Here is a 24,916-nt window from a genome sequence, read left to right on the forward strand (position 1 = left end):
CTTAAAAGGCTGGATAAACGAATAAAAGCGGACCTCAACCATCACGCTAAGGAGGCAGACATGAGCCGTGAGGCTGAATCCAACCGGGAAGCAGACGCGAATAGCGCTTCGCCTGGTCTGGTGAATGAGGGGAGCGCGGCTACCCAGAGCGCGGCAGGCCACGACAGCGAGGCCATGGGGTGGCACCGCGTCCTCGATTGGCGCCCCACCAGTACCTTGTCGCGCGTGCTCATCGTCTTTCTCCTCGTCGCACCCATCGTTATCGCCGGCACCATGATGTGGGCCATGTGGGACCCCTCCAAGTACATGCGCAACATTGACTTGGCGGTGGTGAATGAGGATGCGGGCGTCGAGAAGCAGGGCGCCTACACCAACTACGGTGATCAGGTCGTGGAAGGCCTGATGGAGACGCAGTACCTGAACTTTGCCGAGGTCAACAAGGCGGACGGTGATGAGGGCCTGCTCAAGGGCAAGTACCTCATGGTCGTGACCATCCCGAAGAATTTCTCCGAGCAGGCCGTCACCATCATTAGCGATAAGCCGGTCAAGCCGGAGATTCACTTCGCCACGAATGACTACTACGGCACGAATGGTTCGGTGATTTCCTCCAGCCTCATCCCGCAGGTGCAGACCAGCGTGGAGAATGCAATTTCCAAGAAGTATGCCGATCAGGTCATCGAGGGGCTGAATAAACTCAGCGATGGCCTGGGAACCGCAGCCGAGGGCGCGGGCCGGCTCGACGAGGGCGCTGGGCGGCTGCAGGAAGGCGGCGGGCGAGCGGTCGAGGGAATCGCCAAGCTGGACGCCGGTGCGGGCGATCTCAACAACGGTACGGGCCAGCTGCTGGACGGCACGACCCGTCTCAACGAGGGCGTGGGGCGCTTGAGCGGTGGTGCCGCGCAGCTGGATGATGGCGCCGCCCAGCTTGCCGACGGCTCCGACAAACTGCTCGCCGGCACCGGCCGCCTGGCGGATGGCGCGGGTCAAATCGATGGGGGCGTCAACCAGCTCACCGGGATGCTCATCCCGATGCTCAAGCAGGCGCAGGTTGTGGCCCCGGCGCTGCTGCAGCTTGTCGACGTTCTCCGCGGCCTCGGCATGCACCAACAAGCCGATCAACTCTATTCCCTGGTGTCCAAGCTCGACCCGGCCGCCAGCGGAAACATGGTGGCGCAACTGGAGAAGCTTTCCGCCGGCACCGGCCAGCTCTATTACAACCTGTCCGATCCCAACTCGGAGTACCTGGGCGGCATGATGGCCCTCAATGACGGCGCGCACCGCTTGTCCGATGGATCGCAGCAGTTGCGGGCAGGAGTTGTCGAGCTGAGCAACGGTGCCGCCCAGCTGCAGGACGGAGCATCCCGCCTGCATGAGGGCACCGGCACGCTGAAGGACGGCACGGGCCAGCTGGCTGCCGGCGGCACGGAGCTCAAGGATGGTATGGACCAGCTCAAGGCCGGCTCCAATGAATTGGCCACCAAGCTTGCCGACGGCGCCGCCAAAGCCCCCTCCATCACCCAGCCGGATACGTCGGCGCAGAACATGGCCGTGCCCATCAACTTCACCTCCTCTAACCTCCACCCAGTACAGACGGTGGTCAGCCCGGTTGACCCGACCGAGAAGAACATCACTGGCGGCGCCTCGCTACTCTTCGTGCTGGTCTTCGGCTTCCTCGTGATGTTGCTCCTGGCGATGACGCTGCCGTATTACCTGGGCCGCCGCGGGGAGTCCGCTACGAGCCCGGTGCGCGGCATCCTCGCAGCCTTCGGGGTGGTGGCGGGCCTGAACTTCCTGGTCTTGGCCTTTATGGGTCTGATGTCCTCCACCATGGGCTGGAGCCCCGCCAGCTGGCCGATGATGCTGCTCGTCATCGCAGCGATTGCCGCCGTCGGCGCGGCGACCTACCAGTTCTTCCTCGTAACCTTCGGCCGCAAGATTGGTGCCGTCTTCGCCGTCGGTGCTTTTGCCTTAGGCGTCATGGTCTTCGGCGGCGTGTGGCCGGTGGCGGCTATTCCGCGGCCGCTGAGTTTGCTGCATCCTTTCCACCCGATGTCCTATGCAAAGAATGCCTTTACCCGAGCCACCGACGGCATCCACGATGGCACCTTCTGGGCGGGCATTGCGGTGCTCTTCATCGTGACCGCCCTAGCGTTGGTGGCCTCCTGCGTGGTGTTCCGCGCCCGCCACCACGGCACGGCGCGCATCCTCGATGAGCACCTCTTCCGCAGACCGGCGGTGGCCGGCGCCTAGAAGTCGTGTGCTGCGAGCCCGCCGGGGAGGTTGCGCAGCTCGATGCCCATGTCCGCGGCCAGATCGGCGTAGCGCAGGACAAAGCCAGCGCTGCGCCCGCCAGAGGCGCAGGCCACGTAGACCAGTTCGGAGCCGCAGGCTGAAAGCGCTCGGCGCACGGAATCATCGTCGGTGACCGTATGCCAGGGCAGCGACACCGTGGCACGAGGAAAGGCGGGGTCCTCGGAGATATCAAGGAGGGCAGCGTGGCCGGTGACAAGTTCCGGCGGCAGGATATGCCGGGCAGGTAGGGCAGTAACGAGGGGGCGGTCGGGATCGGCGCCCACCCGCAGCGTGCGGAAGCTTCCGGGGAGCGCGTCGTAGGAGGTTACGCGCCCGATCATGTCTCGATGATCCGGGAGTGCGCCGAGCGTGGCGACCGCCGCGGTGACCATGAGCCCTGCGATCACCGATGTCGTCGCGCCCAGCACCCCGGCCGTCGAGCACTCGAGCGCCTCGCCGCTGGGCGGGGCGGGGAAGAGATCGCGCAAGCCCACCCCGCGCCCGTCGGCGGAGTCTTTCCCGGAGTGCCACAGCGCGGCTTGCCCGCCGTAGCGCAGCACGGTACCCCAGGCCAGCGGGGTAGAGGTGAGCTCGCAGGCATCGGCGACGAGGTATTTCGTGTCGAAGGTATCGGAGCCGTCGAGGACGAGGTCAGCCTCGGAACACAGGTCGAGAACGTTGGAGGAATCGAGGCGTTCCTTAAGAGCGGTGATGGTGAGCTCGGGGGAAATCTCGCGGGCGCGCGCGGCGGCTACTTCCGCCTTGGGCTTGCCGACGTCCCCCGCACCAAACAGTACCTGTCTGTGCAGGTTGCTGATATCGACGCAATCGGAATCAATAAGAGTGATGCGCCCGATGCCTCCTGCGGCGAGCTGTTGGATAGCCGGGCAGCCCAGCCCGCCGGCGCCCACGACGAGCACGTGTGCGGCATGAAGCCGCTCTTGGGCCGCATCGCCGAAGCCGGGCAGGAGGCGTTGGCGCGCGGTCCGGGCAAGTTCGGTCTCACTGAGCATGATGGCAGTCCTTTTAGGAAGTGGGCTACAGGACCTGGTCCGCCCAGCTGGCCAGACCTTCGAAGGTGGAGGAAGCCTGGGCGTGCTCGCGCTGCGGGATGCGCCCTGCACTTCGGGCAAGTCTGCCGGCTTTGACGGCGTGGCGCATGGCGGTGGCCATGGCTTCCGGGTTCTGGCAGCGGTTGACGGCGCTGGCGAGAAGGACACCGGAGCAACCGAGTTCCATGGCGAGGGCGGCGTCGGAGGCGGTGCCGATGCCGGCGTCGACAAGCACGGGCACTGAGGCGCGCGAGCAGATGAGCTCGAGGTTGTGCGGGTTGAGGATGCCCAGGCCGGTGCCGATGGGGGCGCCGAGCGGCATGACGGCCGCGGCGCCTGCATCCTCGAGGCGCTGCGCTGCCACGGGGTCGTCGCTGGTATAGGCCAGCACGGTAAACCCCTCGGCGGCAAGGAGCTCGGTGGCGTCGAGGGTCTCCACGACATCGGGCAGCAGCGTGTGTTCATCGGCGATGACCTCGACCTTGACCCACGATGTGCCCAGAGCCTCGCGGGCCATGCGGGCGGTGAGGACCGCCTCGCGCGCGGTGCGGCAGCCGGCGGTATTGGGCAGCGGCGCGATGTTCAGGCGGCGCAGCAGATCGAAGACGCTCTCACCGTCGCTGGTGCCGGCATGGCGGCGCATGGCCACGGTGGTCAGCTCGGTCCCGGAGGCGAGGAGCGCGCGCTCGAGGGCCTCGTGGCTCGTGGCCCCACCGGTGCCCATGATGAGGTGGGAGGAAAAGGTGGTATCAGCGATGGTGAGCATTTAGCCTCCTTGGACAGCGGTGAGGATTTCCACGGCTGCGCCTTCAGTGAGTGGGGTGGTTTCCCATTGTGAGCGGGGGATGACCTGTTCGGCGACGGCCACCGCGGTGCCGTCAGGAGCGATGTCCTTTTCCTCCAGCAGCTGGGCGACGGTGCTGGCCGCCGTGTCATAGGGCTGGCCGTTGAGGATGAGGATCATTGTTGCTCCTTGAGGTGTCGCAGGGGATTGCAGGCTGTGAGATCAATGCTGGGATCGGTTCCTTCGATGAGCTCGCGGGCACAGCGCGCGGCCAGTGCCGTGAGCAGGATGCCATGGCGGAAATAGCCGGTAGAGATGACGAGCCGCTCGCTGACGCGGCCAAGATAAGGAAGGTCATCCGGGGTGCCGGGGCGAGCCCCCGCGCTGGCCTCGAGGAACTCGCATTCTTCGACGGCGGGGAGGACGCGGATGGCGTCGCGAAGCAGCGCGTAGACGCCTCCGGCCTGCGCTGAGGACAGGGAATCCTCGCGGGTCGTAGCGCCGACGGCGAGGGTGCCATCGCCGCGCGGGATGAGGTAGATGGGGCGGTCCTCCACGAAGCCGCGCACCACGCGGGTCAGCAGCGGCTGCAGGTGATCCGGAACCCGCAGGCGCAGGATATCGCCGTACACCGGGCGCAGGTGCAGCGGGGACTGTTCAAGCCCCGCAGAGTCAGCCCACTCGATGTCGCGCGCGCCTAGTCCGGCTGCGAGCACAACCTGTTCTGCTTCGAAGTCGCCGACGGCCGTGGTGACCACTCCCGTTGCAGCATCAATCGATTGGGCTGCCGTACGGAAGAAACGCACGCCGAGTCCTTGGGCCGCGCTCAGCAGTGCAGCCGCCCATTGGCGGGGGAAGACCTGCGTGTCGCCCGGGATGCTGACGGCACCGGCCAGACGCGGGGACAGCAATGGTTCCGCGCGCCGGGCTTCACGCACGGTGATGCGCTCGACCTCCATGCCGTGGAGGGATTGATACTCGGCCAGCTCGGCGAGGTGCTGGGCATCCGCGCGATCGGCGGCGACGACGAGCGTTCCCTCGGCACGGTAGCCGGTGGGCACCTCTGTGTGTGCGGCGACCAGATCGATGAGCTCCGGGTACCACGCGCCGGAGGCGCGCATGAGCGGGAAGAGCGGATCCTGCTGGTAGACCACCTCCGCGGCGGGGGCGAGCATGCCTCCGGCGAAGTGGGTAGCCCCGGAGGCTGGCGCCGGATCCAGCACCGTGACCTCGTGGCCCCGCGCGGCCAGTTCCACGGCGGTGGCCAGGCCGATGACGCCCGCGCCGACGATGATGACGGATGAATCAGAGCTAGTACTCATCGCGCACCTTCATCGAAGCCGGACAGCAGCTTGCGGCAATAGGCTTCCGGGTCATCGGCATGCATGATGCCACGCACGACAGCTAGGCCGGCCATGCCGGTTGCCGCAAGATCGGCAGCATCCTCGGCGGTAACATCCCCGATGGCCACGAGCGGTACGCGGGAGAGCTTCACCAAATCCGGGTAGGCATCAAGCCCCAACGGGGTGCGCCCGGAGTCCTTCGTCGGTGTGGCGCGGAACGGGCCGCAGCCGATGTAATCAATCAGGTCTGCTACCTCATTTGCGGCCTCGACCAACTCGCGCGTGCCGGTGGTCAGCCCAATAATCGCGTCCGGCCCCAACAACGCGCGGGCGGCGGCCACAGGCAGATCGTCCTGGCCGATATGCACGCCGTGCACCGGCTCGCCAGCGTGGCGGAGAGCGGCGGCGACGTCCACGCGGTCGTCGATAAGCACGCGCGTTTCTGGGTTGGTCTGCGCCACCGCGCGGGCTACGTCGCGGCCCAAGTAGTAGAGATCGCGGGCCGTAATCGGCTTGGAGCGCACCTGTACCACCCCGGCGCCGCCGCGCGCCGCTGCGGCAGCGATGCGCACGACGTCCTCATGCGAGCCCGCGCCCGTGACGAAGTAGCAGCGAAGATCAGGCATGTGCGGTCTCTTCTTCCTGATAGAGCTGTGAGCCCTGGGCCTTGAACTCCTCCGACATCTGCTTCTCGCCCGCGCGGGCAGCTGCCACGACCTCCGGATCGATGGCTCCCTTACCCGGGAAGCTTGGCATCCCTAGCGAATCGGAGAAGGTATCCCGGATGTCCTGGCTGATGCGCATGGAACAGAACTTCGGCCCGCACATGGAACAGAAATGTGCGGTCTTCGCCGGCTCCGCGGGCAGGGTCTCATCGTGGTAGGCCTGCGCGGTGTCCGGGTCGAGGGAAAGCGCGAACTGATCGTGCCAGCGGAACTCGAAGCGGGCCTTGCTCATCGCATCATCCCAGGCGCGCGCCCCTGGGTGGCCCTTGGCCACATCGGCCGCATGGGCGGCCAGCTTATAGGTGATCACGCCGGTCTTGACATCATCGCGGTTGGGCAGCCCCAAGTGCTCCTTCGGGGTGACGTAGCACAGCATGGCCGTTCCTCCCATGGCGATGTGCGCCGCGCCAATGGCGGAGGTGATGTGGTCATAGCCCGGCGCAATATCGGTGACCAGTGGGCCTAGCGTGTAGAAGGGAGCGTCCGAAGCCCAGTCCTGCTCCAGCTCATTGTTTTCCTGAACCATGTTGAGCGGGACGTGGCCCGGGCCCTCCACCATGACCTGGACGTCATACTCCCAGGCGCGCCGGGTGAGCTCACCGATGGTCTTGAGCTCAGCGAATTGGGCGGTGTCGTTGGCATCCGCCAGCGAGCCGGGGCGCAAGCCATCGCCCAAGGAGAAGGCGACGTCGTAGCGCGCGAAGATCTCACACAGCTCATCGAAGTTCTCGTAGAGGAAGGATTCCTTGTGGTGTGCCAGGCACCAGCCCGCCATGATCGAGCCGCCGCGGGAGACGATGCCGGTGACGCGGTCCGTGGTCAGCGGGATATACGGAAGCAGGACGCCGGCGTGGATGGTCATGTAGTCCACGCCCTGCTCGCACTGCTCGATGACGGTGTCGCGGAAAATCTCCCACGTCAGGTCCTCAGCTACGCCGTTGACCTTCTCCAGCGCCTGGTAGATGGGCACGGTGCCGATGGGCACCGGCGAGTTGCGCAGGATCCACTCGCGCGTGGTGTGGATGTCATCGCCGGTGGAGAGATCCATGACGGTATCCGCGCCCCAGCGCGTGGCCCAGCGCAGCTTCGACACCTCTTCCGCAATGGAGGACGTCACCGCGGAGTTGCCGATATTGGCGTTGATCTTGGTGAGAAACTTCCGCCCGATGATCATCGGCTCTGACTCCGGGTGATTCACGTTATTGGGCAGGATGGCGCGGCCGCGCGCGATTTCGGAGCGCACAAACTCCGGGTCGCAGTGCTCGCGCAGGGCCACGAACTCCATCTCCTTGGTGATGATGCCCTGGCGCGCGTAATGCATCTGGGTGACGCGCTTGCCCTCCTTCGCACGCAGCGGCTGGCGACGCTCACCCTTCCACTCCTGGGAAGCGGCACCGCGGCGCTCGGCGGAGCGGCCATCATCGGCGAGGTTGCGGGCGCGGCCCTCATACTTGTCGACGTCCCCGCGCTCCGCAATCCACTCCGCGCGCAGCGCCGGCAGGCCTACCTCTGGCTCACACTCTGGGCCCCGGGTGCGGTAGACGCGGAAAGGCTCATTCGGGCCGGTGGGGGAATCATCCAACTGAATCTCGGTCTCGGGTACCTCGAGGCCGTGCTCCCGGATGGGGGAGTAGGAGTGCTTGGGGTGAATCTCGCCGGAGTCAGAATTCTGAATGGGGGTATGGGTAGCCGTCATGGCTGCTCCTCTCTTCCTTCGCTGGTGCTAACCAGACAGGTTCAAACGGTGCAGGCGCGGTATCAGCGCCACTCTCAGCCCACTTCCCGTGGGCACCCGTGGGGTATCAGTGCGCCACCCACCTTAGAGCCCGCAACGAGGAGATGTCAGGCGTTTGGCACAATTTGTTCTGCGGGGGTGGGGTATGGAAAGATAGCGATGTTCTGTGTAATAGGCACGAACCGGTCAGCCGCCGCGAGGTGGCGCCAGGGTCCTCTGTCTTAAACTGAAAAGGAAAACACCAATGGCAAACCTCATTGACAAGGTTGATGCAGCTTCGCTGCGCGACGATATCCCGTCCTTCCGCCCGGGCGATACCCTTGACGTCAACGTCAAGGTGATCGAGGGCTCCACCGAGCGTACCCAGCTCTTCAAGGGTGTCTGCATCCGCCGTCAGGGCGCTGGCATCCGCGAGACCTTCACCGTGCGTAAGGTTTCCTTCGGCATCGGCGTTGAGCGTACCTTCCCGGTTCACTCCCCGAACATTGCCTCCATCGAGGTAGTCCGCCGCGGCCGCGTTCGCCGCGCCAAGCTGTACTACCTGCGCGACCTGCGCGGCAAGAAGGCCCGCATCAAGGAGCGCCGCTAGTTCTAGCTGCTCTTCAGCCCTTCGCTTCCACACCGATTCTTGTGGGTAAGGCGGAGGGCTTTGTGCTTTCAGCAGCCTCCGGCCGAGCCGCATACCGGGATGTCGGCGCGCATTGCTAGGATTTAGCCCGTGGAAAAAGAAAACGACATTACTGAAGGTTCCCAGGGCGTGGGGAAAGAGGCGTCGGAAAGCGCAGCACCCCCAGCTGAGGAAAAGAAGCAGATGCCTTGGTTGCTGGAGACCGCGCTGGTGGTGGTTTCCGTGCTTGCGGTCGTCGGTGTTTTCCAAAACTTTGTGGGCCGGCAGTACGTCATTCCATCAGGGTCGATGGAGCCGACTTTGCATGGCTGTGAAGGCTGCAATAACGACCGGATTTTTACCGAGAAGGTCTCCTATTACGGCGACAAGACCCCAGAGCCCGGTGATGTCGTGGTGTTCAAGGGAACGCCGGACTGGGACAGGAATTGGGTATCGCCGCGTTCCGACAACCCGGTCATCCACCGCATTCAGGATGCGCTGAGCTACGTTTCGCTCACTCCGCCAGATGAGAACACCCTGGTCAAGCGTGTTATTGCTACCGGTGGTCAGACTGTGTCCTGCCAGGAGGGTGATCCGGCGGTCATGGTGGACGGCAAGCCCATCGAACAGGACTATGTGCAGGACCCGCCGACGTATCGCGTTGATGAGACCACCGGTTCTTACGCCTGTGGCGGCGCGTATTTTGGCCCCGTGACCGTGCCAGAGGGCAATATCTGGGTGATGGGAGATAACCGCACGGCTTCCGCGGATTCGCGCTATCACATGCAGGATCAGTACCAAGGAACGATCCCGCTGGAGAACGTCCGCGGCAAGGTCATGTTCATCTTCTTCCCCTTCAACCGCATTGGTGGAGTCGATGACCCGGACATCCAGTCCTAGGGGCCGCGATGTCCTCACGGCGCTAGCACTCACCTTCGTGGTGCTGGCGCTAATTCAGGCTTTAGTGGGGCGGATGTATCTCATCCCGTCTTCCTCCATGGAACCCACCCTGCATGGCTGCCCGGGGTGCACGAATGACCGCATCGCCGTGCAGAAGGTCAGCTATTACTTCAGCGATCCGCGCCCCGGAGAGGTTGTAGTCTTTGCCGGTCCGGATTCGTGGAACACGTCTTTTGAGGTCAAGCGGTCCCGCAACGTAGTGGTGCGCGGACTGCAAAACATTGGCGCCGTTGTGGGGTTGGTGCCTAATGGCGACAACATCCTGGTCAAACGCGTCATCGCTACAGGTGGCCAGACCGTGTCGTGTCAGGAAGGGGATCCGGCCGTCATGGTGGATGGCAAGCCCACTAACCAGGACTTCGTTCTGGATCCGCCGGAGATTCCGATTGATGAACGAGTGGGATCGCAAGCCTGTGGCGGCGCTTACTTCGGCCCCATTACCGTCCCGGAAGGCCATCTGTGGGTGATGGGGGATAACCGCACGAACTCCTTGGATTCGCGTGCGCACCTCGGGGACAACCTGCAGGGCACAGTTCCTGTTGAGAACGTGCGCGGAAAGGTCGCCGCCGTGGTGGTTCCGGTTAGCCGTGCGCAAACTATCGATGACATGCCGTTATAAACGCTATGCGCCGACTGAAACAGAAGAGAACCTATGAGGTCGCGCTCTCCAAGGCAGGGCTCGGTCCAGTTGCAGGGGTGGATGAAGCTGGGCGCGGGGCATGCTGCGGGCCAGTGACCATCGCCGCGTGCATCTTGCCGGAGCGCATCCTGCCCGGCTTGGAACGGCTTGATGATTCGAAGAAACTCACGCCGGCGGCCCGGGAAAAGCTGGAGCCGCTGATTAAACGCCGCGCGCTAGCGTGGTCGGTGGTGCACGTGGGCGCGAAGGACATCGATACCTTTGGCATCCAACACGCGAATGTGTCAGGGATGCGCCGGGCGGTGGCACGACTGGGGGTCCGCCCGGGCTACGTGCTAAGCGACGCCCTCTTCGTCCCCGGCCTGCCCGCCCCGCAGCTGCCGATCATCGGTGGGGATACCGCCGCGCGATGCATCGCCGCGGCAAGTGTCCTGGCCAAGGTGTCCCGTGATCACCTGATGATGGAGCTGGCCAAGCAGTACCCGGGATATGCCTTGGAAAGCCATAAGGGCTATGGCACGGCAGTACATCAGGAAGCTATCGCCCGGCTGGGGGCGACTCCTGAGCACCGCATGAGCTATCGCAATGTAGCTGACGCACATGCGCGATTCCTCGCGCGCGCCTGAAGCCTTATTCAGGACGCGGGAACTAAGCTGGTGCTGATTCTGTGACACCGTGAATCCGGGTAATTGTGAGCGAAGGAGAAGCACACCGTGAGCGCTGAGGAACTCGATAACTACGAGGCTGAAGTCGAGCTGTCGCTGTACCGCGAATACCGCGATGTGGTCAGCCAATTCTCCTATGTAGTGGAGACTGAACGTAGGTTTTATCTGGCCAACGCTGTGGAGCTTATCCCGCATACGTCGGGTCCGGACGTCTACTACGAGGTCCGCATGTCTGATGCTTGGGTCTGGGATATGTACCGCTCGGCGCGTTTTGTGCGCTACGTCCGTGTAATCACCTACAAGGACGTCAATATTGAGGAGTTGGACAAGCCGGATTTTGTCCTACCGGAATAGAGCTCTAGGTAAGTGATCTAGATATAAGTGGGTGGGGAACGTCATGTTGGTGACCCCGGACTAGTTATCCACAGATTTGCGGTGGCGAGGCATTAAGTCCTCGCCACAACGCAGTTAATGGGGTGTTCTGGAAGTGCCGTAAGGGGGTGTGCGGCACGGGAATTGTCTTGTGTCGTGCTTGCGGCGTGTTGTGTACACGTTCAATTCCAAGGAGCACCATAGTGACAAGAAATCTAGCAACCACTTTGCATTCACCGACAGTGGGCCAGACCATCCGCCCGGCGGATGCACTGGGAAAAGCGGGGGAGAAATTCGCCGCTGACTTTTATCGTGCGCGCGGGGCGCAGGTCATCGCTGCGAACGTCCACTACCGTGTGGGCGAGCTCGATCTCGTCGTGCGTGAACCCGATGGGACCATTGTCTTTTGCGAAGTAAAGACTCGGGCAAACCGCATTTTCGGCGTCGCGGAAGCAGTAACCCCACGCAAGTTAGCGCGCTTGCGCAAGGCGGCCGCGCAATGGCTGAGCGCCGCACGGAGCGAAGGGCAGGCGTTGAGCAAGGTCCGTTTCGACGTACTCGGGCTGGTAGCCACCGGGGCGAAGTCGGGGGAGGCGTTCGAGGTGGACTACTTCCAGGGAGTCGATCATGGCTCTCGGTAGGTGCGACACGATAGCGCTGGATGGGGTCCTGGCCCGGGTGGTCACGGTGGAGGCCAACGTTGGCCCCGGGCTGCCGGGGGTTCACGTGGTGGGGCTGGGGGATGCCGCAATCTCAGAGTCGCGGGATCGCATCCGTACTGCGGTAAGCAATTCGCACTTGCCGTGGCCCAAGACGAAGGTGGTGGTGTCCATGTCACCGGCCTCGCTGCCTAAAGCAGGGGCGCACTTTGATCTCCCGATGGCCTTGGCAATTCTAGGAGCAGGCCAGGCGGAGAAGAGTCGCCTTAGCAGGGCGCTGGTTCTTGGTGAGCTGGGGTTGGACGGGCAGGTACGCCCGGTCTCCGGCATCATCCCGGCCATTCTGGCTGCGCGTTCACAGGGCTATGACACCCTGATCATTCCGGTGGGAAACGCTGCGGAAGCAGCATTGGTGTCCGGAATCACTGTACTCGTGGCCGAAACGCTGTGGGATGCTTTTGCGTGGGCGTGTGGGAATGATTGCCTGCCGGACGCGCACCTCATTGCACATGCAGCAGCGCCTGCGTGCGAGCAAGTCGCCGATTTCAGCGAGGTGGCAGGCCAGAAGGAAGCCAAGTGGGCGGCGGAAGTTGCCGCTGCCGGCGGCCACCACGTGATGATGGTGGGTCCACCCGGCTCCGGTAAGTCGATGATTGCCTCGCGCTTGCCGGGGATTCTGCCGCGCCTGAGCACAGAGCAAGCAGTGGAAGCCACGGCCATCCACTCGGTGGCGGGAGCCGTCGGCACCGCTATCTCGCGGGCTCCGTTCATTGCGCCGCACGCTTCGGTAACGAGGGCCGCGCTGATCGGTGGCGGCTCAGGGCGCCCACGGCCAGGAGCAGTGAGCTTGGCGCACCATGGCGTGCTCTTCCTCGACGAGGTCAGTGAGGTGCCTGCGCAGGTACTCGATAGTTTGCGCGCCCCCTTGGAAGAAGGACAGGTGCGCCTGACGCGGGCGAGCCGGGAGGTTATCTTCCCCGCCCAATTCCAACTAGTGCTGGCTGCAAATCCCTGCCGGTGTGGAGCCGAAGAACCGGCGCGTTGCGAGTGCCGAGTATCAGACAGGATGAATTACTTATCCAATCTGTCGGGGCCGCTGCGGGACCGCCTCGACATCATCGTGTCCCTGTCGGGGCAATCAGCGGTGCTCCAAGCGGAAGGTGAAGAGACCTCTGAGGTCATCGCTCAGCGCGTGGCCGCAGCCCGGGAACGCATGAAGGCGCGCTGGGAGGGCGACGGGTTGGGAAGCGTGGTCAATGGAGCAGTTCCGGCTTCATATTTGCGGCGCCACCGCCCAGCAGCGGAGTCTGCGATGATCATGCTCGCCGCCTACCTGGCGGAAGGGGAGCTGAGCCAGCGCGGGGTCGACCGTGTTCTGCGCCTAGCCTGGACGCTGGCAGACCTCGACGGCTCATCTCGCCCTGAGCTCGAGCACGTCAGCCGGGCGCTGGATCTCCGCGGGGCTGGGACGATCGAAAGGCTGGCGGCATGAGTGAGCTCAATCTATCGAGTAGCCGGCATACGTGGGCCTATCTCAATCGCGTGGTGGAGGGTCCTTCACCAACTCTTCACGGGCTGTTGACCCAATACTCGGCTGAGGAGATTGCTCGGGGAATCTACAAAGGAGAGGATTGGATTGGGCCCTTGCGGCAAGCCACGGCTTCGCGGCGTGAGTGGCTGCGGCAAGACGAAGACTTGGCTGTAGCGGAAGCGGAAGGCGCTCGGCTCATTACGCCCGCGGACGCTGAGTGGCCCGGGGAAGAGTTCTCCCGTGCCTTCGGTTTCTATCACCAAGGGGTGGTTGATGCCCCGGCAACGTTTGATGACCAAGCAGTACCACCGCACAGTCTGTGGGTACGCGGTGGAAACCTGCGCGAAGTGGTATCTCAATCTGTGGCCCTCGTGGGCACGCGCGCGGTGAGCAGGTATGGCTGGGAGGCTGCGTCACTCTTAGCGGGTGGCCTTGCGGCTCATCAATGGACAGCGGTGTCCGGCGGAGCGGTAGGCGTTGATACGGCGGTCCATGAAGCGGCCCTCGATGCGGGCGGACTGACCGTCGCTGTGGCGGCCTGCGGCATCGATATCTCTTACCCAGCGCGAAATGCGAAGCTCTTTGACAGAATCGCCGAGAAAGGATGCATCGTGTCTGAGTTCGCGCCGGGCACGCGGCCGCAGCGATTCCGCTTCTTATCCCGCAACCGTCTCGTGGCGGCGATGACGAGTGGCACTGTGGTGGTTGAAGCGGGGTTCCGCTCTGGTGCTCTTAACACGCTGAATTGGGCGGAAGCGCTGGGCAGGGTTGCCATGGCCGTACCGGGGCCTATTACGACATCTGGTTCCTTGGGGTGTCATCAACGAATTCAGGATGGGCGGGCCCAATTGGTGGCGTCTGCGGATGAAGTTCGGGGGTTGGTCGGCAAAGCAGGAGAGGTAGATGTGGTGGGACAGTATGAGCTCGAGTTTCAGCCGACTGCTGTGCAGCGCCTGTCCCGCAATGAGCTTCGGGTGTATGACTCCACTCCACCGGAAAGCGCGGAGGAAGGCGCGAGCGCTGAGGACATCGCGGCGGCCGCGGGAATGCGGGTGGCGTTGACCATTCACCTTCTCGTGGCGATGCAGAAGATGGGGGTGATTACTCGCTCGGGGGCGATGTGGCAGCGCACCTGAGTACACTCATGAGACATGAGTGGTGCAAGTGGTAACGGTGAGCGGCACGTGGGCGGACAGCTGGACGAGGCGATCGAAGACTTCGCGGAATACCAGCGCATCGTCCGCGGCCGTTCCGATGCGACCGTTCGCGGCTATTGCTCCGACCTGCGCTTGCTGGCGACGGAGGTTCCGGACTTCTCAGCGTTCACACTGAATTCCCTGCGCGAATGGTTGGCCCACGCCGTTTCCGAGGGCAAGTCCCGCTCCACACTGGCGCGCCGCACCGCCGCGGTGCGTGCTTTTTCCACATGGGCTGCGCGTGAAGGCTATTTAAAAACTGATGTGGCGCAGCGTTTGGCCACGCCAAAGGTGGGCAAACACTTGCCGACGGTGATGTCGCCTTCAGCGGCGGGGGAGCTGATGGGCAATGCCGTCTCCGCCGATGAAATCCATTTCCTGCGCGATAGCGCCATGCTCGAATTCCTCTACGCCACCGGTGCGCGCGTGGCTGAGCTCGTCGGTCTCAACATCGGGGATATCGATGTGTCCCGCCGCACTGCCCGCGTCACAGGTAAGGGCAATAAACAGCGCGTCGTCCCGTTCGGGGATGCAGCTCACGATGCGCTTTGTGCCTGGTTGGAAACGGGCCGTCCCCAGCTTGCGGGTGATACGGAGGCGGTGTTCGTGGGCACCCGCGGCGGGCGTATCGACCCCCGCCAAGTCCGCCGTGTTGTCGAGCGCGCCGCGCAAGTGACAGGAACGCCGGGTTTGACCCCGCACGGGTTGCGCCACTCGGCGGCAACGCATCTGCTCGAGGGCGGAGCGGATTTGCGTATTGTCCAGGAGCTGCTCGGGCACTCTTCATTACAGACCACGCAGGTCTACACGCACGTCTCCGCCCAGCGGCTTAAGGACGTCTACGCCCGCGCCCACCCACGGGCTTGAGGCGAATGACAGGTTCCCCAAGCAAGTCCAGCGGATTGATGTAATCCTCGCGTCCTTCAATCGCGCCCCAATGCAGTCCCGGGTAGCCGTCCACGGACGGGGCGAGGGTGCCAATCACGTCTCCTTCCTGTACCCGGTCACCTTTCTTGACCCTCGCAAACACTGGTTGATAGGTCGTGCGCAGGCCGTTCCCATGGGCAATCGATAGGGCCGGTTTGCCCGCGATCGAACCGGCGAAATATACGACGCCATCGCCGGCCGCGAGGACCACCCCGCCGACAGGCAGGTCCAGATCGACACCGCGGTGGCCCGCCATCCAGCGCTTTTCGGGAGGCTCGAAGCCGCGCAAAACACGCGAAACGACAGGTTCCCCGGTGGTGGGGTCGACGTAAGCGGCGGCTAGGGGGACGTCGACAAGCGCGGCCCAAGCACACAGCAAGACGGATACATAAAGAAGACGGTGACGCATGCCTCCAAGCCTGCGCGCTGACGCCACTTCAGAGAAGAGGCGCAGCCGCTGTTGTGGATAACCTGTTAAAGAAGAGGCCACTGTTGCGGCAGGGGAGAAGACCGTAGAGTCATCAACAATCCTGCTGAGATAAAACAAGCCCGTCGTTTGGAATCACCGTGTGTGCAGTACTAAGCTAGCCCACAGCAGTCTGTGCTCAGGCCTAAAGGCTGGCGCATGGATTGACTACGCGCGGCGAAGCAGCCGCTTCCTGGGTTAAGGAAGAGGCAGTCTGTGGTTGACGTGGTCCCCGCAATAGTGGGGTGTTGGCCAAGGCCTTCGTTGCTAGGGTGCGGAATAAAACACCGCACAAATTTTGCAAAACCGAAACAACATATAGAAAGCGAGCGAAACATGGCAGTCGTAACCATGCGCGAGCTCCTCGACGCTGGCGTCCACTTCGGTCACCAGACCCGTCGCTGGAACCCGAAGATGAAGCGCTTCATCTTCACCGACCGTAACGGCATCTACATCATCGACCTGCAGCAGACGCTGACCTACATCGATGAGGCCTTCGAGTTCGTTAAGGAAACCGTCGCACACGGCGGCACCATCCTCTTCGTTGGTACCAAGAAGCAGGCTCAGGAAGCCGTTGCTGAAGAGGCAACCCGCGTGGGAATGCCCTACGTTAACCACCGCTGGCTCGGCGGTATGCTCACCAACTTCCAGACTGTCTCCAAGCGCCTGAAGCGCATGAAGGAGCTGCAGGCTATGGATGCGGCTGAGGACGGCTACAAGGGCCGCACCAAGAAGGAAGTTCTGATGCTGACCCGTGAGCGCACCAAGCTGGAGCGCGTCCTGGGCGGTATCTCCGACATGACCAAGGCTCCGTCCGCACTGTGGATCGTTGACACCAACAAGGAGCACATCGCGGTCAAGGAAGCTCAGAAGCTTAACATCCCGGTCGTCGCCATCCTGGACACCAACTGTGATCCGGATGAGGTTGACTTCCCGATTCCGGGTAACGACGACGCCATCCGCGCTACCAAGCTGCTTTCCGGCATCATCGCCACCGCTGTGGAAGAGGGCAAGAAGGCTCGCGAGGAGCGCCAGCTGGCTCAGGCCAAGGAGGCCGCCGGCGACAGCGCTGAGAAGGACGCCCGCGACGCCGCTGAGGCCGCCGCTGCGTCTGACCCGGCTTCCGCAGAGAAGTCTGAGGACGCTGAGAAGTCCGCAGAGTAATCTGCACACCTTAAGCCCCCGTACCGCACGGCCCACAGTGTCCGCGGCGATGGGGGCTTTTTCTCACGTGTTTTCTTAGCGTGCTAAGGCGCGTGACACATTAAAGGGTTGAAAACACCACGCTGAAGGTTCTTCAGATTCTTCGCTGGGGGAGCTGGCGAAAAACTAGCACCCCCTCAACGCGACGTGGTGGTAGTGATTCCGCTACGCTGTTTCAACGAATACCGTTCAATTCCAAGGAGGATCGCTCCAACTATGGCGAATTACACTGCTGCAGACGTAAAGGCATTGCGTGAGGCCACCGGCTCCGGCATGCTCGATTGCAAGAAGGCTCTCGAAGAGTCCCAGGGTGACTACGACAAGGCCGTTGAGTACCTGCGCATCAAGGGCGCAAAGAACGTGTCCAAGCGCGCCGAGCGTGAGGCCACCGAGGGCCTGGTCGCCGTTTCCGGCAACACGATGGTCGAGATCAACTGTGAGACCGACTTCGTGGCTAAGAACGAGGCTTTCAAGGCTTTTGCCACCAAGATCGCTGAGGCTGCCGGTGAGGCCAAGGTCAACTCCGGTGAGGAGCTCAACAACCTGGAGATCGACGGCAAGAAGGTCTCTGAGATCGTTGACGAAGAGTCCGCAAAGACCGGCGAGAAGCTGCAGGCCCGCCGCGCAGTCACCATCGAGGGCGACAACGTTGCTGTCTACCTGCACCAGCGTTCCGCTGACCTGCCGCCGGCAGTGGGTGTCCTGGTCTCCTACGAGGGCAACGCAGAAGGCGCTCACGCAGTGGCACTGCAGATAGCGGCTATGAACGCCGAGTACCTCACCCGCGAGGACGTTCCGGCTGAGGTCGTTGAGAAGGAGCGCGAGATCGCTGAGGCCACCACCCGCGAGGAGGGCAAGCCGGAGGCAGCCCTGCCGAAGATCGTGGAAGGCCGTCTCAATGGCTTCTACAAGTCTGTGGTTCTGCTTGAGCAGGCAGCTCTGTCTGACTCCAAGAAGACCGTCAAGCAGGTCGCAGACGAGGCCGGCACCACCATCACCGGTTTCATCCGCTACGAGGTTGGCGCTTAAGCTTTACTAGAGCTTTCGTAGCTAGGGAGTATTGCTCCGTAGCTGCGGTTTCTCCCTCCTCCTCTTCATCCCTGTGGCCGCCTGGCCGGTGGGGAAGAAGCGGGGGAGGGAGTTTGCTGTTTTCTGCCGCCCCTTAGGGTGGGGGTTGTGCGCAGCTGAATATATAAGAGCGGCTTCCTATGGTTAAGATGGAACGGAATTATTCGTGCGCTTAACTGAAGCGTCGCCATGCGTGAAGGAGACGATGAAGACCGTGACTAACCCTGAACCGAAGCGAACCGGATACAAGCGAGTCATGCTGAAGCTGGGCGGTGAGATGTTCGGCGGTGGCAAGGTCGGCATCGATCCTGATGTTGTAGAAAACGTCGCCCGCCAAATCGCCGAGGTGGCCGAACAAGGAACTGAGATTGCCGTCGTTATCGGTGGCGGTAACTTCTTCCGCGGAGCGGAGCTGTCCCAGCGCGGTATGGACCGCGCTCGCTCCGACTACATGGGCATGCTGGGTACAGTCATGAACTCCCTGGCGCTGCAGGACTTCCTCAAGCAGCAGGGCATCGACTGCCGTGTGCAGACGTCCATCAACATGGCACAGATTGCGGAGCCGTATCTGCCGCTGCGCGCCGACCGCCACCTAGAAAAGGGGCGCGTGGTTATCTTTGGCGCCGGCATGGGCATGCCGTACTTCTCCACCGACACCACCGCAGCGCAGCGCGCGCTGGAGATTGGTGCAGAAGTCCTCTTCTTGGCCAAGGCTGTCGACGGCGTCTATTCCGCTGACCCGCGCACGAATCCGGACGCGGAGCTCTACTCCGAGATCACCCCGCGTGAGGTCATCGAGAAGAACCTCAAGGTGGCTGATGCTACGGCGTTCAGCTTGTGCATGGATAATAATATGCCGATTCTGGTCTTCAACCTCCTCACCGAGGGCAATATCAAGCGCGCCGTGAACGGCGAGAAGATCGGCACGCTGGTCCAGTCTTAGTACAAACGGGCCGCGACCTGCTACATTCTTTCCCAGTACTTTTGACTATTTCAAGGGAGTTGTAACCCTCATGATCGACGAGATTCAGCTCGAAGCTGAAGAGCACATGACCGCCTCGGTGGAGCACGCCCGCGAGCAGCTGATCACCATCCGCACCGGCCGCGCCAACCCAGCCATGTTTAACGGCTTGGTCGCTGAGTACTACGGTGTGCCGACCCCGATTACCCAGATGGCAACCATCTCGGTTCCTGAGCCGCGCATGCTGCTCATCAAGCCTTATGAGCAGTCCGTGATGAATGAGATTGAGAACGCAATCCGCAACTCGGATCTCGGTGTGAACCCGACCAATGATGGTCAGGTGCTGCGCGTTACTATTCCGCAGCTGACTGAGGAACGCCGCCGTGAGATGGTCAAGCTGGCTAAGAGCAAGGGTGAGGACGGCAAGATTGCTATCCGTAACATTCGCCGCCGTGCCATGGAGCAGCTGAAGAAGCTGCAGAAGGACGGCGATGCTGGCGAGGACGAGGTCATCGCTGCAGAGAAGGAAATGGAAAAGATTACTTCCGGCTACATCGAGCAGGTGGACAAGCTCGTCGCCAATAAGGAAGAGGAGCTCATGGAGGTGTAGCCTCCACACACGAGCTTTGACTTGCCGCCGCGCCAGGCACCGACCAGCACGGCGGTCTTTTCTGTGTAGAGCTTAAGCACCCACGACTACCTGAGGAGCATGCGTGAGCACTGAGCACCCGAGCCGGATGCCGAAACCCAAGAATTCCGCGGGCCGAGACATGCCTGCGGCGATTGCCGTCGGCGTCGGCTTGGGCGCGCTCGTCGTTTTTGCGGTGTGGGCCGGGCCTTTGGTGTGGTATCTCGTCGTCGCCACCGCAGTGGGCTTGGGCATGTGGGAGGTTCTCACCCGGTTGCGGGAGCACTCCTACTATGTCCCGCGCACCCTGCTGATCGTTCTTGGCCAAGCCATGGTGTGGGTCTCGTGGTTCCTCAACGCCCCGGGCCTCGTTGCGGTGTATGTGGTTGCGGTTCTGGCGCTCATGTTCGGGCGCCTCTTCCACAACGGCAGGCACCGTCCGCCAATTAACTATCTCCGTGATATGTCGATGGGCATCTTCGTGCTGACCTGGATACCCCTCTTTGGCACGTTTGCCGCGATGCTTTCGCGGGTGGAGACGCCGTTTGCTTCGGGGGCGGCGTCGATTGTCGTGTTTATGCTCTGCGTGGTCGCCTCAGACACCGGTGGCTTTATCGCCGGCGTGATGTTTGGCTCGCACCCCATGGCCCCGGCGGTCAGCCCCAAAAAATCGTGGGAAGGTTTTGCCGGTTCGGTTGTTTTCGGAACCCTTACCGGCGCGCTTTCTTTCGCATTCCTGCTTCACCACAAGCCGTGGGTGGGCGCACTGATGGGATTGGGTCTTGTCTTTTGCGCCACCCTCGGTGACTTGGTGGAATCCCAGTTCAAGCGCGAGCTAGGCATCAAGGACATGTCTGCCTTGTTGCCGGGACACGGCGGCATCATGGACCGCTTGGACGGCATGCTGCCGTCCGCGATGGTGACGTGGGTGGCAATGAGCTTCCTTACCACCCTCGCACCTTAAGGCTTAGCGGCGAGCTTGCTTGCGCACCTGGCGGCGTAGCTCGAACATGCGCCAGCCGCCTACTAGGGCCATGATGAGCGCACCGGAGATGGCGCAGATGAGGTAGGTGACGCCGGCAGGGAACTGGACGGTCCAGTTAAGGAAGTTGAGCGGTACCTGGTGCTGGTTCTGCAGGATGAAAATGATGAGGACGATGAGCAGTAGGAAGCCCACGATCAGGGCGATCCACGTGCTGGCTGCGAAGGAGCCCTTCACCTTGCCATCATTTTTCTCCGCATAGTCCGAAGTTGTCGGAACCGGCTCTACTGGCCCTTCGGTCGCGGGGGCTTCCGCGGTGTAATCATTCAGCGGCTCCTCGGCCGGAGTGGTGGAGGGGCGGAATTCCTCGGGGGAGTTTTCTGGATTCGTCATGCATCTATTAAATAGGTTGAGATGTCACTTTCGCCACTCCAGCAGAACTTAGATTGGATAATGTGGCCGAAAACGTGGAAAATGGGCTCTACCATGGCTGAACCACTGAAACTGAATTTCTCCGCTCCGCGGCGCGGGCTACCCCCGAAGCACTTCGCGGACCTGACCGAGGCCGAGCGCATTGAGGCGCTCGCGGAACTTGGCCTGCCCAAGTTCCGGGCAAAGCAGCTGGCCAAGCACTACTACGTCCACCACACCGCCGATGTCTCTGAGATGACGGATATCCCGGCCGCCTCCCGCGAGGCGGTGCAGGAGCGTTTGTTCCCCACGCTCATGGAGCCCATTCGTCAGACCTCTACCGATGATGGGGAAACCACCAAGTCCCTGTGGCGTTTGCACGACGGCACTTTGCTGGAATCCGTGCTCATGCGCTACCCAGGGCGCGCAACACTGTGTATCTCCTCCCAGGCTGGCTGCGGCATGGCCTGCCCGTTCTGCGCCACCGGCCAGGGCGGGTTGGACCGCAACCTGTCCACCGCGGAAATCGTGGAGCAGTTTAGGCACGCTGCTCGCCTCATGGAAGAGGAAGGCGGGCGCCTAAGCAACGTTGTTTTCATGGGCATGGGTGAGCCGCTGGCTAACTACAAGCGCGTGGTTCACGCGGTGCGCCAGATTACCGGCGCTGACCTCACCGGTTTCGGCCTTTCCCAGCGCAATGTCACGGTGTCGACGGTCGGCTTGGCACCGGCCATCCGCAAGCTCGCGGATGAGGACTTGTCCTGCACCCTCGCCGTCTCCTTGCACACCCCGGACGATGAGCTGCGCGATACCCTCGTGCCAGTCAACAACCGCTGGCCGGTTGAGGAGGTACTTGATGCCGCTAAGTACTACGCCGATAAGTCGGGCCGCCGCGTTTCCATCGAGTACGCGCTGATCCGCGATAAGAATGATCAGGATTTCCGCGCTGACATGTTGGGCCGGAAGCTGCATGCGGCTCTGGGCTCCAAGGTTCACGTCAATGTGATCCCGCTGAACCCCACGCCGGGCTCGGAGTGGGATGCTGCCCCGAAGGCGCGCCAGGACGAGTTCGTTCGCCGCGTCATCGCGCAGGGCGTGCCGTGCACCGTGCGCGATACCAAGGGCGATGAAATCGCTGCCGCCTGTGGCCAGCTCGCTGCCGACGAGCGCGAGAGCGCTTAAGAGCTCTGCTTACAGTTTCCTAACAATAGTTTCGCCGGAGGAGAAAGCATTAATGGTTCTTGATACCGTTAATGCTTATGACTCATCCTTATCGCGAGGACTTAGCGGCAGATCCACGCACCCAAGCTTTAGCGGTGCGCGATCTGCGCAAGTCTTTTGGTTCTCAGATTGCCGTCAACAGCCTCAACCTGGATGTACCGCGCGGATCCATCTACGGGATAGTGGGGCCGAATGGCGCGGGCAAGACCACGATGCTGACCATGGCGTGTGGCCTCCAGCGCCCTGATGCCGGCCACAGCTTCATCGCCGGCCACAACGTGTGGGAAGAGCCCATCCCCGCCAAACAGGCCATGGGGCTGCTCATGGATGGGGCGCCGGTCTTTGACCGTCTCACTGGCGCTGAATACCTTCACTACCTCGGAGCCCTTCACAAGTTGGAGCGCTCCGAGTCGCTGCGCCGTGCGCAGGAGCTTCTCGACGCCCTCTCCCTCTCCGAGGCCGCCGATAAACGCATCGCGGACTATTCCGCCGGCATGACCAAAAAGATTCTCCTGGCCGGGGCCGTCCTGCACAACCCGGAGGTGCTTATCCTTGACGAGCCTCTGGAAGCCGTGGATCCGGTCTCCGGGCGCCTCATCCAGCAGATGCTGCGCGCCTATGCCTCCCGCGGCGGCACGGTTATTTTGTCCTCGCACGTCATGGAGCTCGTCGAGGGGCTGTGCGACCACGTCGCCATCATCAACGGCGGCCAAGTCATCACCGCGGGTCACGTCGACGATGTCCGCCAGGGCCAAAGCCTGAGCGATCTCTTTATCGCGGCCGTCGGCGGGCGGGACCTGGATGCCTCGAAGTTTGGGTGGCTGCGCTCGCCAGCGGCAGGTGACGCTGAATGACATCCACTCTGTTCAGCCTCCATCGCACTCTGTGGTGGCGAAGCGTTTCCTCCAACCCGGCGACGCTCATGATGGGGCTCATGATGCTGATCTACGGAGCAATCGGCCTCTTTTCCATCGCAGCCATGGTGTATGCAGATATCACCACGCCCGGACACGGCTACCAAGCACTGACCGTCGGCGTGGCGGGCGGCATGCTCATCTACGTACTCCTCGCTCTCTTTATGCCGGCGGGGGAGAATCAATTGAGCCCGACAACTCTGGGAGCCCTTCCTCTGACTCCCCGTGAGGTCCTTCCGGGCTTGTTCTTCTCCGGTCTGCTGACCACCCGCGCCATCATGTCGGTCGTCTTTTCCCTGGTGTATGCGATCATCGGCAGCATTTTCCTCATCCTGACAGGAACCGGGTGGGCTGCGGTGCCCTTCGTCGTGGGCATGGTGCTGTCGTGCGCGACGACCATCATCGTTGGCGAATGTCTTGGCCAAGTGGCTTCCGCTATCGCGGATTCCCAAAAGTCGCGCACCCAAATTGCGGCGATGGTGGTTATGGGCCTGCTGGTCTTTGGCATGCTGCAGGCACAGAGCGTCCTCGAGTCCTTGCCTCCGCTCGATTCGGTGGGCACCATCATGGCCTGGACCCCGTTGGGTGCCGGGGTGGGGTGGGCGCTCGCGCTTGCCGACGGCCACCTCATCACCGCCCTATCCCAACTACTGATCGCGGTGGGCAGCCTTGTCCTGCTGGTATGGGCATGGTCCCGTCAGATAGGCGGCCTCATGCGCAACCCCGGAACAGGCGGTGACGCAGCCAGCGAAGTGACGGGCAAGGGTGTGTCCAAGTTGGAGTTGGGCGCTTGGTCTTATTCCAGCCCGGCGGCGATGGAATACTCTCGCGCACTGCGTTATCTCACCCGCGATAAGCGGCAAACCGGCATGCTCTACACGATGCCTTTGTTTGGCGTGCTGACCCTATATCAGTTGTGGAAGGGCGATGATTTCACCGCATATTTCATGCTGTGCTTCAGCGCGATCGTGCTCTCTTCGCTCTTGGCTAATGATTATGGCTTCGATGGGCCGTCGAATTGGGTCCACATGGTGGCGCCGGTTGCTCCGCGTACCATCCTTCATGCGCGCCACCTCGCACACGTCACTATTCCCTTGATCGGGTTTGTGCTGCTTGCTGTAGTGGTTCTTGTCTTTAGCGACAACTTCACCTTGGGCATGTTGTGCACAGCTGTGGCTCTAGGCGTGTTCATTTCCACGGCGGCGGTGGGCTTGGGACTGACCGTGCTCAACCCTTATCCCTTGTCAGCCCCGGGACAGAACCGGTGGAATGACAAATCCGGCTATTCCGCTGGCGCTTTCTTCACGGCGTTCGTCGGCATGATGCTGGTGTGGGTGCCCGCGCTTCCCGGCATCGTGGTTTCTGCCCTCAGCTATGAGCGCGGCGGCTGGCTGCTGTATGCCGCTGTGATAGTTTCTCTGCTGGTTCCGTCACTTGTCTACGCCGCTGTCTGGCGCTTCGCCGGAAAGAGGGCGCAGGAGCGAACCCCGGAGATTTACGCCACGGTAAACCGTTACGTGAGCTAGGGGTTGAGCAGATAGTACAAAAGCTCCCTTCCCGCAGTTCATGAATGA

General features: G+C 62.4%; 26 protein-coding genes and 1 riboswitch. Of the genes, 18 read left to right on the top strand and 8 right to left on the bottom strand.

The features are described from left to right. The first annotated feature begins 60 nt into the window (after nucleotides 1-60). Entirely contained in the window at nucleotides 61-2,250 is a 2,190-nt protein-coding gene (locus HMPREF2604_RS11825; protein ID WP_070565549.1) for a YhgE/Pip domain-containing protein, read from the top strand. Here HMPREF2604_RS11825 and HMPREF2604_RS11830 read toward each other — a convergent pair. The 6 genes from HMPREF2604_RS11830 to thiC form a co-directional block, all read right to left on the bottom strand. Then, on the bottom strand, nucleotides 2,247-3,305 hold the full coding sequence (locus HMPREF2604_RS11830; protein ID WP_070565550.1) for a ThiF family adenylyltransferase: 1,059 nt from the start codon (nucleotides 3,303-3,305) through the stop codon (nucleotides 2,247-2,249). The genes HMPREF2604_RS11825 and HMPREF2604_RS11830 overlap by 4 nt on opposite strands. Before the next feature lie 25 nt (nucleotides 3,306-3,330). Then, the gene (locus HMPREF2604_RS11835; protein WP_070565552.1) at nucleotides 3,331-4,110 is read right to left on the bottom strand and encodes a thiazole synthase; all 780 of its coding nucleotides are present in this window, start codon (nucleotides 4,108-4,110) and stop codon (nucleotides 3,331-3,333) included. Then, nucleotides 4,111-4,308, bottom strand: coding sequence for a sulfur carrier protein ThiS (gene thiS / locus HMPREF2604_RS11840; protein WP_070565554.1), 198 nt, complete (start codon nucleotides 4,306-4,308; stop codon nucleotides 4,111-4,113). It abuts the gene before it with no gap. Then, nucleotides 4,305-5,450, bottom strand: coding sequence for a glycine oxidase ThiO (gene thiO, locus HMPREF2604_RS11845; RefSeq protein WP_070565557.1), 1,146 nt, complete (start codon nucleotides 5,448-5,450; stop codon nucleotides 4,305-4,307). Before thiO ends, thiS begins: the two co-directional genes overlap by 4 nt. Then, nucleotides 5,447-6,097 carry a thiamine phosphate synthase gene (locus HMPREF2604_RS11850; protein ID WP_070533190.1) on the bottom strand — a complete coding sequence of 217 codons (651 nt, stop codon included), beginning with the start codon at nucleotides 6,095-6,097 and terminating at the stop codon, nucleotides 5,447-5,449. Before HMPREF2604_RS11850 ends, thiO begins: the two co-directional genes overlap by 4 nt. Next, complete coding sequence (thiC, locus tag HMPREF2604_RS11855) at nucleotides 6,090-7,892, bottom strand: phosphomethylpyrimidine synthase ThiC (RefSeq protein ID WP_070565559.1); 1,803 nt, start codon at nucleotides 7,890-7,892, stop codon at nucleotides 6,090-6,092. Before thiC ends, HMPREF2604_RS11850 begins: the two co-directional genes overlap by 8 nt. Beyond that, nucleotides 7,888-8,002: riboswitch (TPP riboswitch) on the bottom strand. (Overlaps the previous gene by 5 nt.) A gap of 173 nt (nucleotides 8,003-8,175) precedes the next feature. On the opposite strand from thiC, the gene rplS reads away from it, so the two are divergent. From rplS to HMPREF2604_RS11900, 9 genes are all read left to right on the top strand, one after another. After that, entirely contained in the window at nucleotides 8,176-8,520 is a 345-nt protein-coding gene (gene rplS, locus HMPREF2604_RS11860) for a 50S ribosomal protein L19 (protein ID WP_070533187.1), read from the top strand. A 222-nt stretch (nucleotides 8,521-8,742) separates the two neighbouring features. Next, nucleotides 8,743-9,438: a signal peptidase I gene (lepB, locus tag HMPREF2604_RS11865; RefSeq protein ID WP_246818429.1), complete on the top strand. Its 696-nt coding sequence runs from the start codon at nucleotides 8,743-8,745 to the stop codon at nucleotides 9,436-9,438. After that, entirely contained in the window at nucleotides 9,416-10,117 is a 702-nt protein-coding gene (gene lepB / locus HMPREF2604_RS11870) for a signal peptidase I (RefSeq protein WP_070565563.1), read from the top strand. The genes lepB (HMPREF2604_RS11865) and lepB (HMPREF2604_RS11870) overlap by 23 nt, the downstream gene beginning before the upstream one ends. Next, complete coding sequence (locus HMPREF2604_RS11875; protein WP_185964726.1) at nucleotides 10,114-10,764, top strand: ribonuclease HII; 651 nt, start codon at nucleotides 10,114-10,116, stop codon at nucleotides 10,762-10,764. The genes lepB (HMPREF2604_RS11870) and HMPREF2604_RS11875 overlap by 4 nt, the downstream gene beginning before the upstream one ends. 87 nt (nucleotides 10,765-10,851) lie before the next feature. Then, nucleotides 10,852-11,157 carry a DUF2469 domain-containing protein gene (locus tag HMPREF2604_RS11880; RefSeq protein WP_005528899.1) on the top strand — a complete coding sequence of 102 codons (306 nt, stop codon included), beginning with the start codon at nucleotides 10,852-10,854 and terminating at the stop codon, nucleotides 11,155-11,157. A 221-nt stretch (nucleotides 11,158-11,378) separates the two neighbouring features. Then, nucleotides 11,379-11,816: a YraN family protein gene (locus HMPREF2604_RS11885; protein WP_070562813.1), complete on the top strand. Its 438-nt coding sequence runs from the start codon at nucleotides 11,379-11,381 to the stop codon at nucleotides 11,814-11,816. After that, nucleotides 11,803-13,326 carry a YifB family Mg chelatase-like AAA ATPase gene (locus HMPREF2604_RS11890; RefSeq protein WP_070533176.1) on the top strand — a complete coding sequence of 508 codons (1,524 nt, stop codon included), beginning with the start codon at nucleotides 11,803-11,805 and terminating at the stop codon, nucleotides 13,324-13,326. Before HMPREF2604_RS11885 ends, HMPREF2604_RS11890 begins: the two co-directional genes overlap by 14 nt. Continuing rightward, complete coding sequence (gene dprA, locus HMPREF2604_RS11895) at nucleotides 13,323-14,501, top strand: DNA-processing protein DprA (RefSeq protein ID WP_070533175.1); 1,179 nt, start codon at nucleotides 13,323-13,325, stop codon at nucleotides 14,499-14,501. Before HMPREF2604_RS11890 ends, dprA begins: the two co-directional genes overlap by 4 nt. Before the next feature lie 15 nt (nucleotides 14,502-14,516). After that, nucleotides 14,517-15,428: a tyrosine recombinase XerC gene (locus HMPREF2604_RS11900; RefSeq protein ID WP_070565567.1), complete on the top strand. Its 912-nt coding sequence runs from the start codon at nucleotides 14,517-14,519 to the stop codon at nucleotides 15,426-15,428. Here HMPREF2604_RS11900 and HMPREF2604_RS11905 read toward each other — a convergent pair. Continuing rightward, nucleotides 15,391-15,897: a M23 family metallopeptidase gene (locus tag HMPREF2604_RS11905; RefSeq protein WP_070533171.1), complete on the bottom strand. Its 507-nt coding sequence runs from the start codon at nucleotides 15,895-15,897 to the stop codon at nucleotides 15,391-15,393. The two genes, HMPREF2604_RS11900 and HMPREF2604_RS11905, sit on opposite strands and share 38 nt — an antisense overlap. A 393-nt stretch (nucleotides 15,898-16,290) precedes the next feature. Here HMPREF2604_RS11905 and rpsB point away from each other — a divergent pair, with 393 nt between their 5' ends. The 5 genes from rpsB (at nucleotide 16,291) to HMPREF2604_RS11930 (ending at nucleotide 20,778) form a co-directional block, all read left to right on the top strand. Continuing rightward, the gene (rpsB, locus tag HMPREF2604_RS11910) at nucleotides 16,291-17,118 is read left to right on the top strand and encodes a 30S ribosomal protein S2 (protein WP_070533169.1); all 828 of its coding nucleotides are present in this window, start codon (nucleotides 16,291-16,293) and stop codon (nucleotides 17,116-17,118) included. Nucleotides 17,119-17,373: 255 nt separating this feature from the next. Beyond that, nucleotides 17,374-18,186 carry a translation elongation factor Ts gene (tsf, locus tag HMPREF2604_RS11915; RefSeq protein ID WP_070565570.1) on the top strand — a complete coding sequence of 271 codons (813 nt, stop codon included), beginning with the start codon at nucleotides 17,374-17,376 and terminating at the stop codon, nucleotides 18,184-18,186. A 244-nt stretch (nucleotides 18,187-18,430) separates the two neighbouring features. Further along, nucleotides 18,431-19,168: a UMP kinase gene (gene pyrH, locus HMPREF2604_RS11920; RefSeq protein WP_070533165.1), complete on the top strand. Its 738-nt coding sequence runs from the start codon at nucleotides 18,431-18,433 to the stop codon at nucleotides 19,166-19,168. Between the two features lie 70 nt (nucleotides 19,169-19,238). Further along, nucleotides 19,239-19,796, top strand: coding sequence for a ribosome recycling factor (gene frr, locus HMPREF2604_RS11925; protein ID WP_070533163.1), 558 nt, complete (start codon nucleotides 19,239-19,241; stop codon nucleotides 19,794-19,796). A gap of 127 nt (nucleotides 19,797-19,923) precedes the next feature. Continuing rightward, nucleotides 19,924-20,778, top strand: coding sequence for a phosphatidate cytidylyltransferase (locus tag HMPREF2604_RS11930; RefSeq protein ID WP_180952038.1), 855 nt, complete (start codon nucleotides 19,924-19,926; stop codon nucleotides 20,776-20,778). Between the two features lie 3 nt (nucleotides 20,779-20,781). Here HMPREF2604_RS11930 and HMPREF2604_RS11935 read toward each other — a convergent pair whose 3' ends face one another. After that, nucleotides 20,782-21,189: a LapA family protein gene (locus HMPREF2604_RS11935; RefSeq protein WP_070562827.1), complete on the bottom strand. Its 408-nt coding sequence runs from the start codon at nucleotides 21,187-21,189 to the stop codon at nucleotides 20,782-20,784. 93 nt (nucleotides 21,190-21,282) lie between these two features. On the opposite strand from HMPREF2604_RS11935, the gene rlmN reads away from it, so the two are divergent. The 3 genes from rlmN to HMPREF2604_RS11950 all read left to right on the top strand — a co-directional run bounded on the left by rlmN (nucleotide 21,283) and on the right by HMPREF2604_RS11950 (nucleotide 24,868). Beyond that, nucleotides 21,283-22,389, top strand: a complete 1,107-nt coding sequence (rlmN, locus tag HMPREF2604_RS11940) for a dual-specificity RNA methyltransferase RlmN (protein WP_070533381.1) — start codon at nucleotides 21,283-21,285, stop codon at nucleotides 22,387-22,389. A 71-nt stretch (nucleotides 22,390-22,460) separates the two neighbouring features. Continuing rightward, nucleotides 22,461-23,282 carry an ABC transporter ATP-binding protein gene (locus HMPREF2604_RS11945; RefSeq protein WP_070533159.1) on the top strand — a complete coding sequence of 274 codons (822 nt, stop codon included), beginning with the start codon at nucleotides 22,461-22,463 and terminating at the stop codon, nucleotides 23,280-23,282. After that, complete coding sequence (locus tag HMPREF2604_RS11950; RefSeq protein WP_246818426.1) at nucleotides 23,279-24,868, top strand: ABC transporter permease; 1,590 nt, start codon at nucleotides 23,279-23,281, stop codon at nucleotides 24,866-24,868. Before HMPREF2604_RS11945 ends, HMPREF2604_RS11950 begins: the two co-directional genes overlap by 4 nt. Nucleotides 24,869-24,916 lie beyond the last annotated feature (48 nt).

The sequence above is a fragment of the Corynebacterium sp. HMSC055A01 genome, assembly GCF_001809405.1.
GTDB lineage: Bacteria > Actinomycetota > Actinomycetes > Mycobacteriales > Mycobacteriaceae > Corynebacterium > Corynebacterium hesseae.

Bases quoted from the DNA above. Each gene is read 5' to 3' on its own strand.
- HMPREF2604_RS11945 (WP_070533159.1), top strand. From the start codon at position 22,461: ATGCTTATGACTCATCCTTATCGCGAGGACTTAGCGGCAGATCCACGC.
- pyrH (WP_070533165.1), top strand. From the start codon at position 18,431: ATGAAGACCGTGACTAACCCTGAACCGAAGCGAACCGGATACAAGCGA.
- rlmN (WP_070533381.1), top strand. From the start codon at position 21,283: ATGGCTGAACCACTGAAACTGAATTTCTCCGCTCCGCGGCGCGGGCTA.
- lepB (WP_070565563.1), top strand. From the start codon at position 9,416: ATGACCCGGACATCCAGTCCTAGGGGCCGCGATGTCCTCACGGCGCTA.
- HMPREF2604_RS11900 (WP_070565567.1), top strand. From the start codon at position 14,517: ATGAGTGGTGCAAGTGGTAACGGTGAGCGGCACGTGGGCGGACAGCTG.
- rpsB (WP_070533169.1), top strand. From the start codon at position 16,291: ATGGCAGTCGTAACCATGCGCGAGCTCCTCGACGCTGGCGTCCACTTC.
- HMPREF2604_RS11850 (WP_070533190.1), bottom strand. From the start codon at position 6,097: ATGCCTGATCTTCGCTGCTACTTCGTCACGGGCGCGGGCTCGCATGAG.
- HMPREF2604_RS11830 (WP_070565550.1), bottom strand. From the start codon at position 3,305: ATGCTCAGTGAGACCGAACTTGCCCGGACCGCGCGCCAACGCCTCCTG.
- lepB (WP_246818429.1), top strand. From the start codon at position 8,743: ATGCCTTGGTTGCTGGAGACCGCGCTGGTGGTGGTTTCCGTGCTTGCG.
- thiC (WP_070565559.1), bottom strand. From the start codon at position 7,892: ATGACGGCTACCCATACCCCCATTCAGAATTCTGACTCCGGCGAGATT.
- rplS (WP_070533187.1), top strand. From the start codon at position 8,176: ATGGCAAACCTCATTGACAAGGTTGATGCAGCTTCGCTGCGCGACGAT.
- HMPREF2604_RS11890 (WP_070533176.1), top strand. From the start codon at position 11,803: ATGGCTCTCGGTAGGTGCGACACGATAGCGCTGGATGGGGTCCTGGCC.
- HMPREF2604_RS11935 (WP_070562827.1), bottom strand. From the start codon at position 21,189: ATGACGAATCCAGAAAACTCCCCCGAGGAATTCCGCCCCTCCACCACT.
- HMPREF2604_RS11905 (WP_070533171.1), bottom strand. From the start codon at position 15,897: ATGCGTCACCGTCTTCTTTATGTATCCGTCTTGCTGTGTGCTTGGGCC.
- HMPREF2604_RS11835 (WP_070565552.1), bottom strand. From the start codon at position 4,110: ATGCTCACCATCGCTGATACCACCTTTTCCTCCCACCTCATCATGGGC.
- dprA (WP_070533175.1), top strand. From the start codon at position 13,323: ATGAGTGAGCTCAATCTATCGAGTAGCCGGCATACGTGGGCCTATCTC.
- HMPREF2604_RS11930 (WP_180952038.1), top strand. From the start codon at position 19,924: ATGCCGAAACCCAAGAATTCCGCGGGCCGAGACATGCCTGCGGCGATT.
- tsf (WP_070565570.1), top strand. From the start codon at position 17,374: ATGGCGAATTACACTGCTGCAGACGTAAAGGCATTGCGTGAGGCCACC.
- HMPREF2604_RS11950 (WP_246818426.1), top strand. From the start codon at position 23,279: ATGACATCCACTCTGTTCAGCCTCCATCGCACTCTGTGGTGGCGAAGC.
- HMPREF2604_RS11825 (WP_070565549.1), top strand. From the start codon at position 61: ATGAGCCGTGAGGCTGAATCCAACCGGGAAGCAGACGCGAATAGCGCT.
- thiS (WP_070565554.1), bottom strand. From the start codon at position 4,308: ATGATCCTCATCCTCAACGGCCAGCCCTATGACACGGCGGCCAGCACC.
- thiO (WP_070565557.1), bottom strand. From the start codon at position 5,450: ATGAGTACTAGCTCTGATTCATCCGTCATCATCGTCGGCGCGGGCGTC.
- frr (WP_070533163.1), top strand. From the start codon at position 19,239: ATGATCGACGAGATTCAGCTCGAAGCTGAAGAGCACATGACCGCCTCG.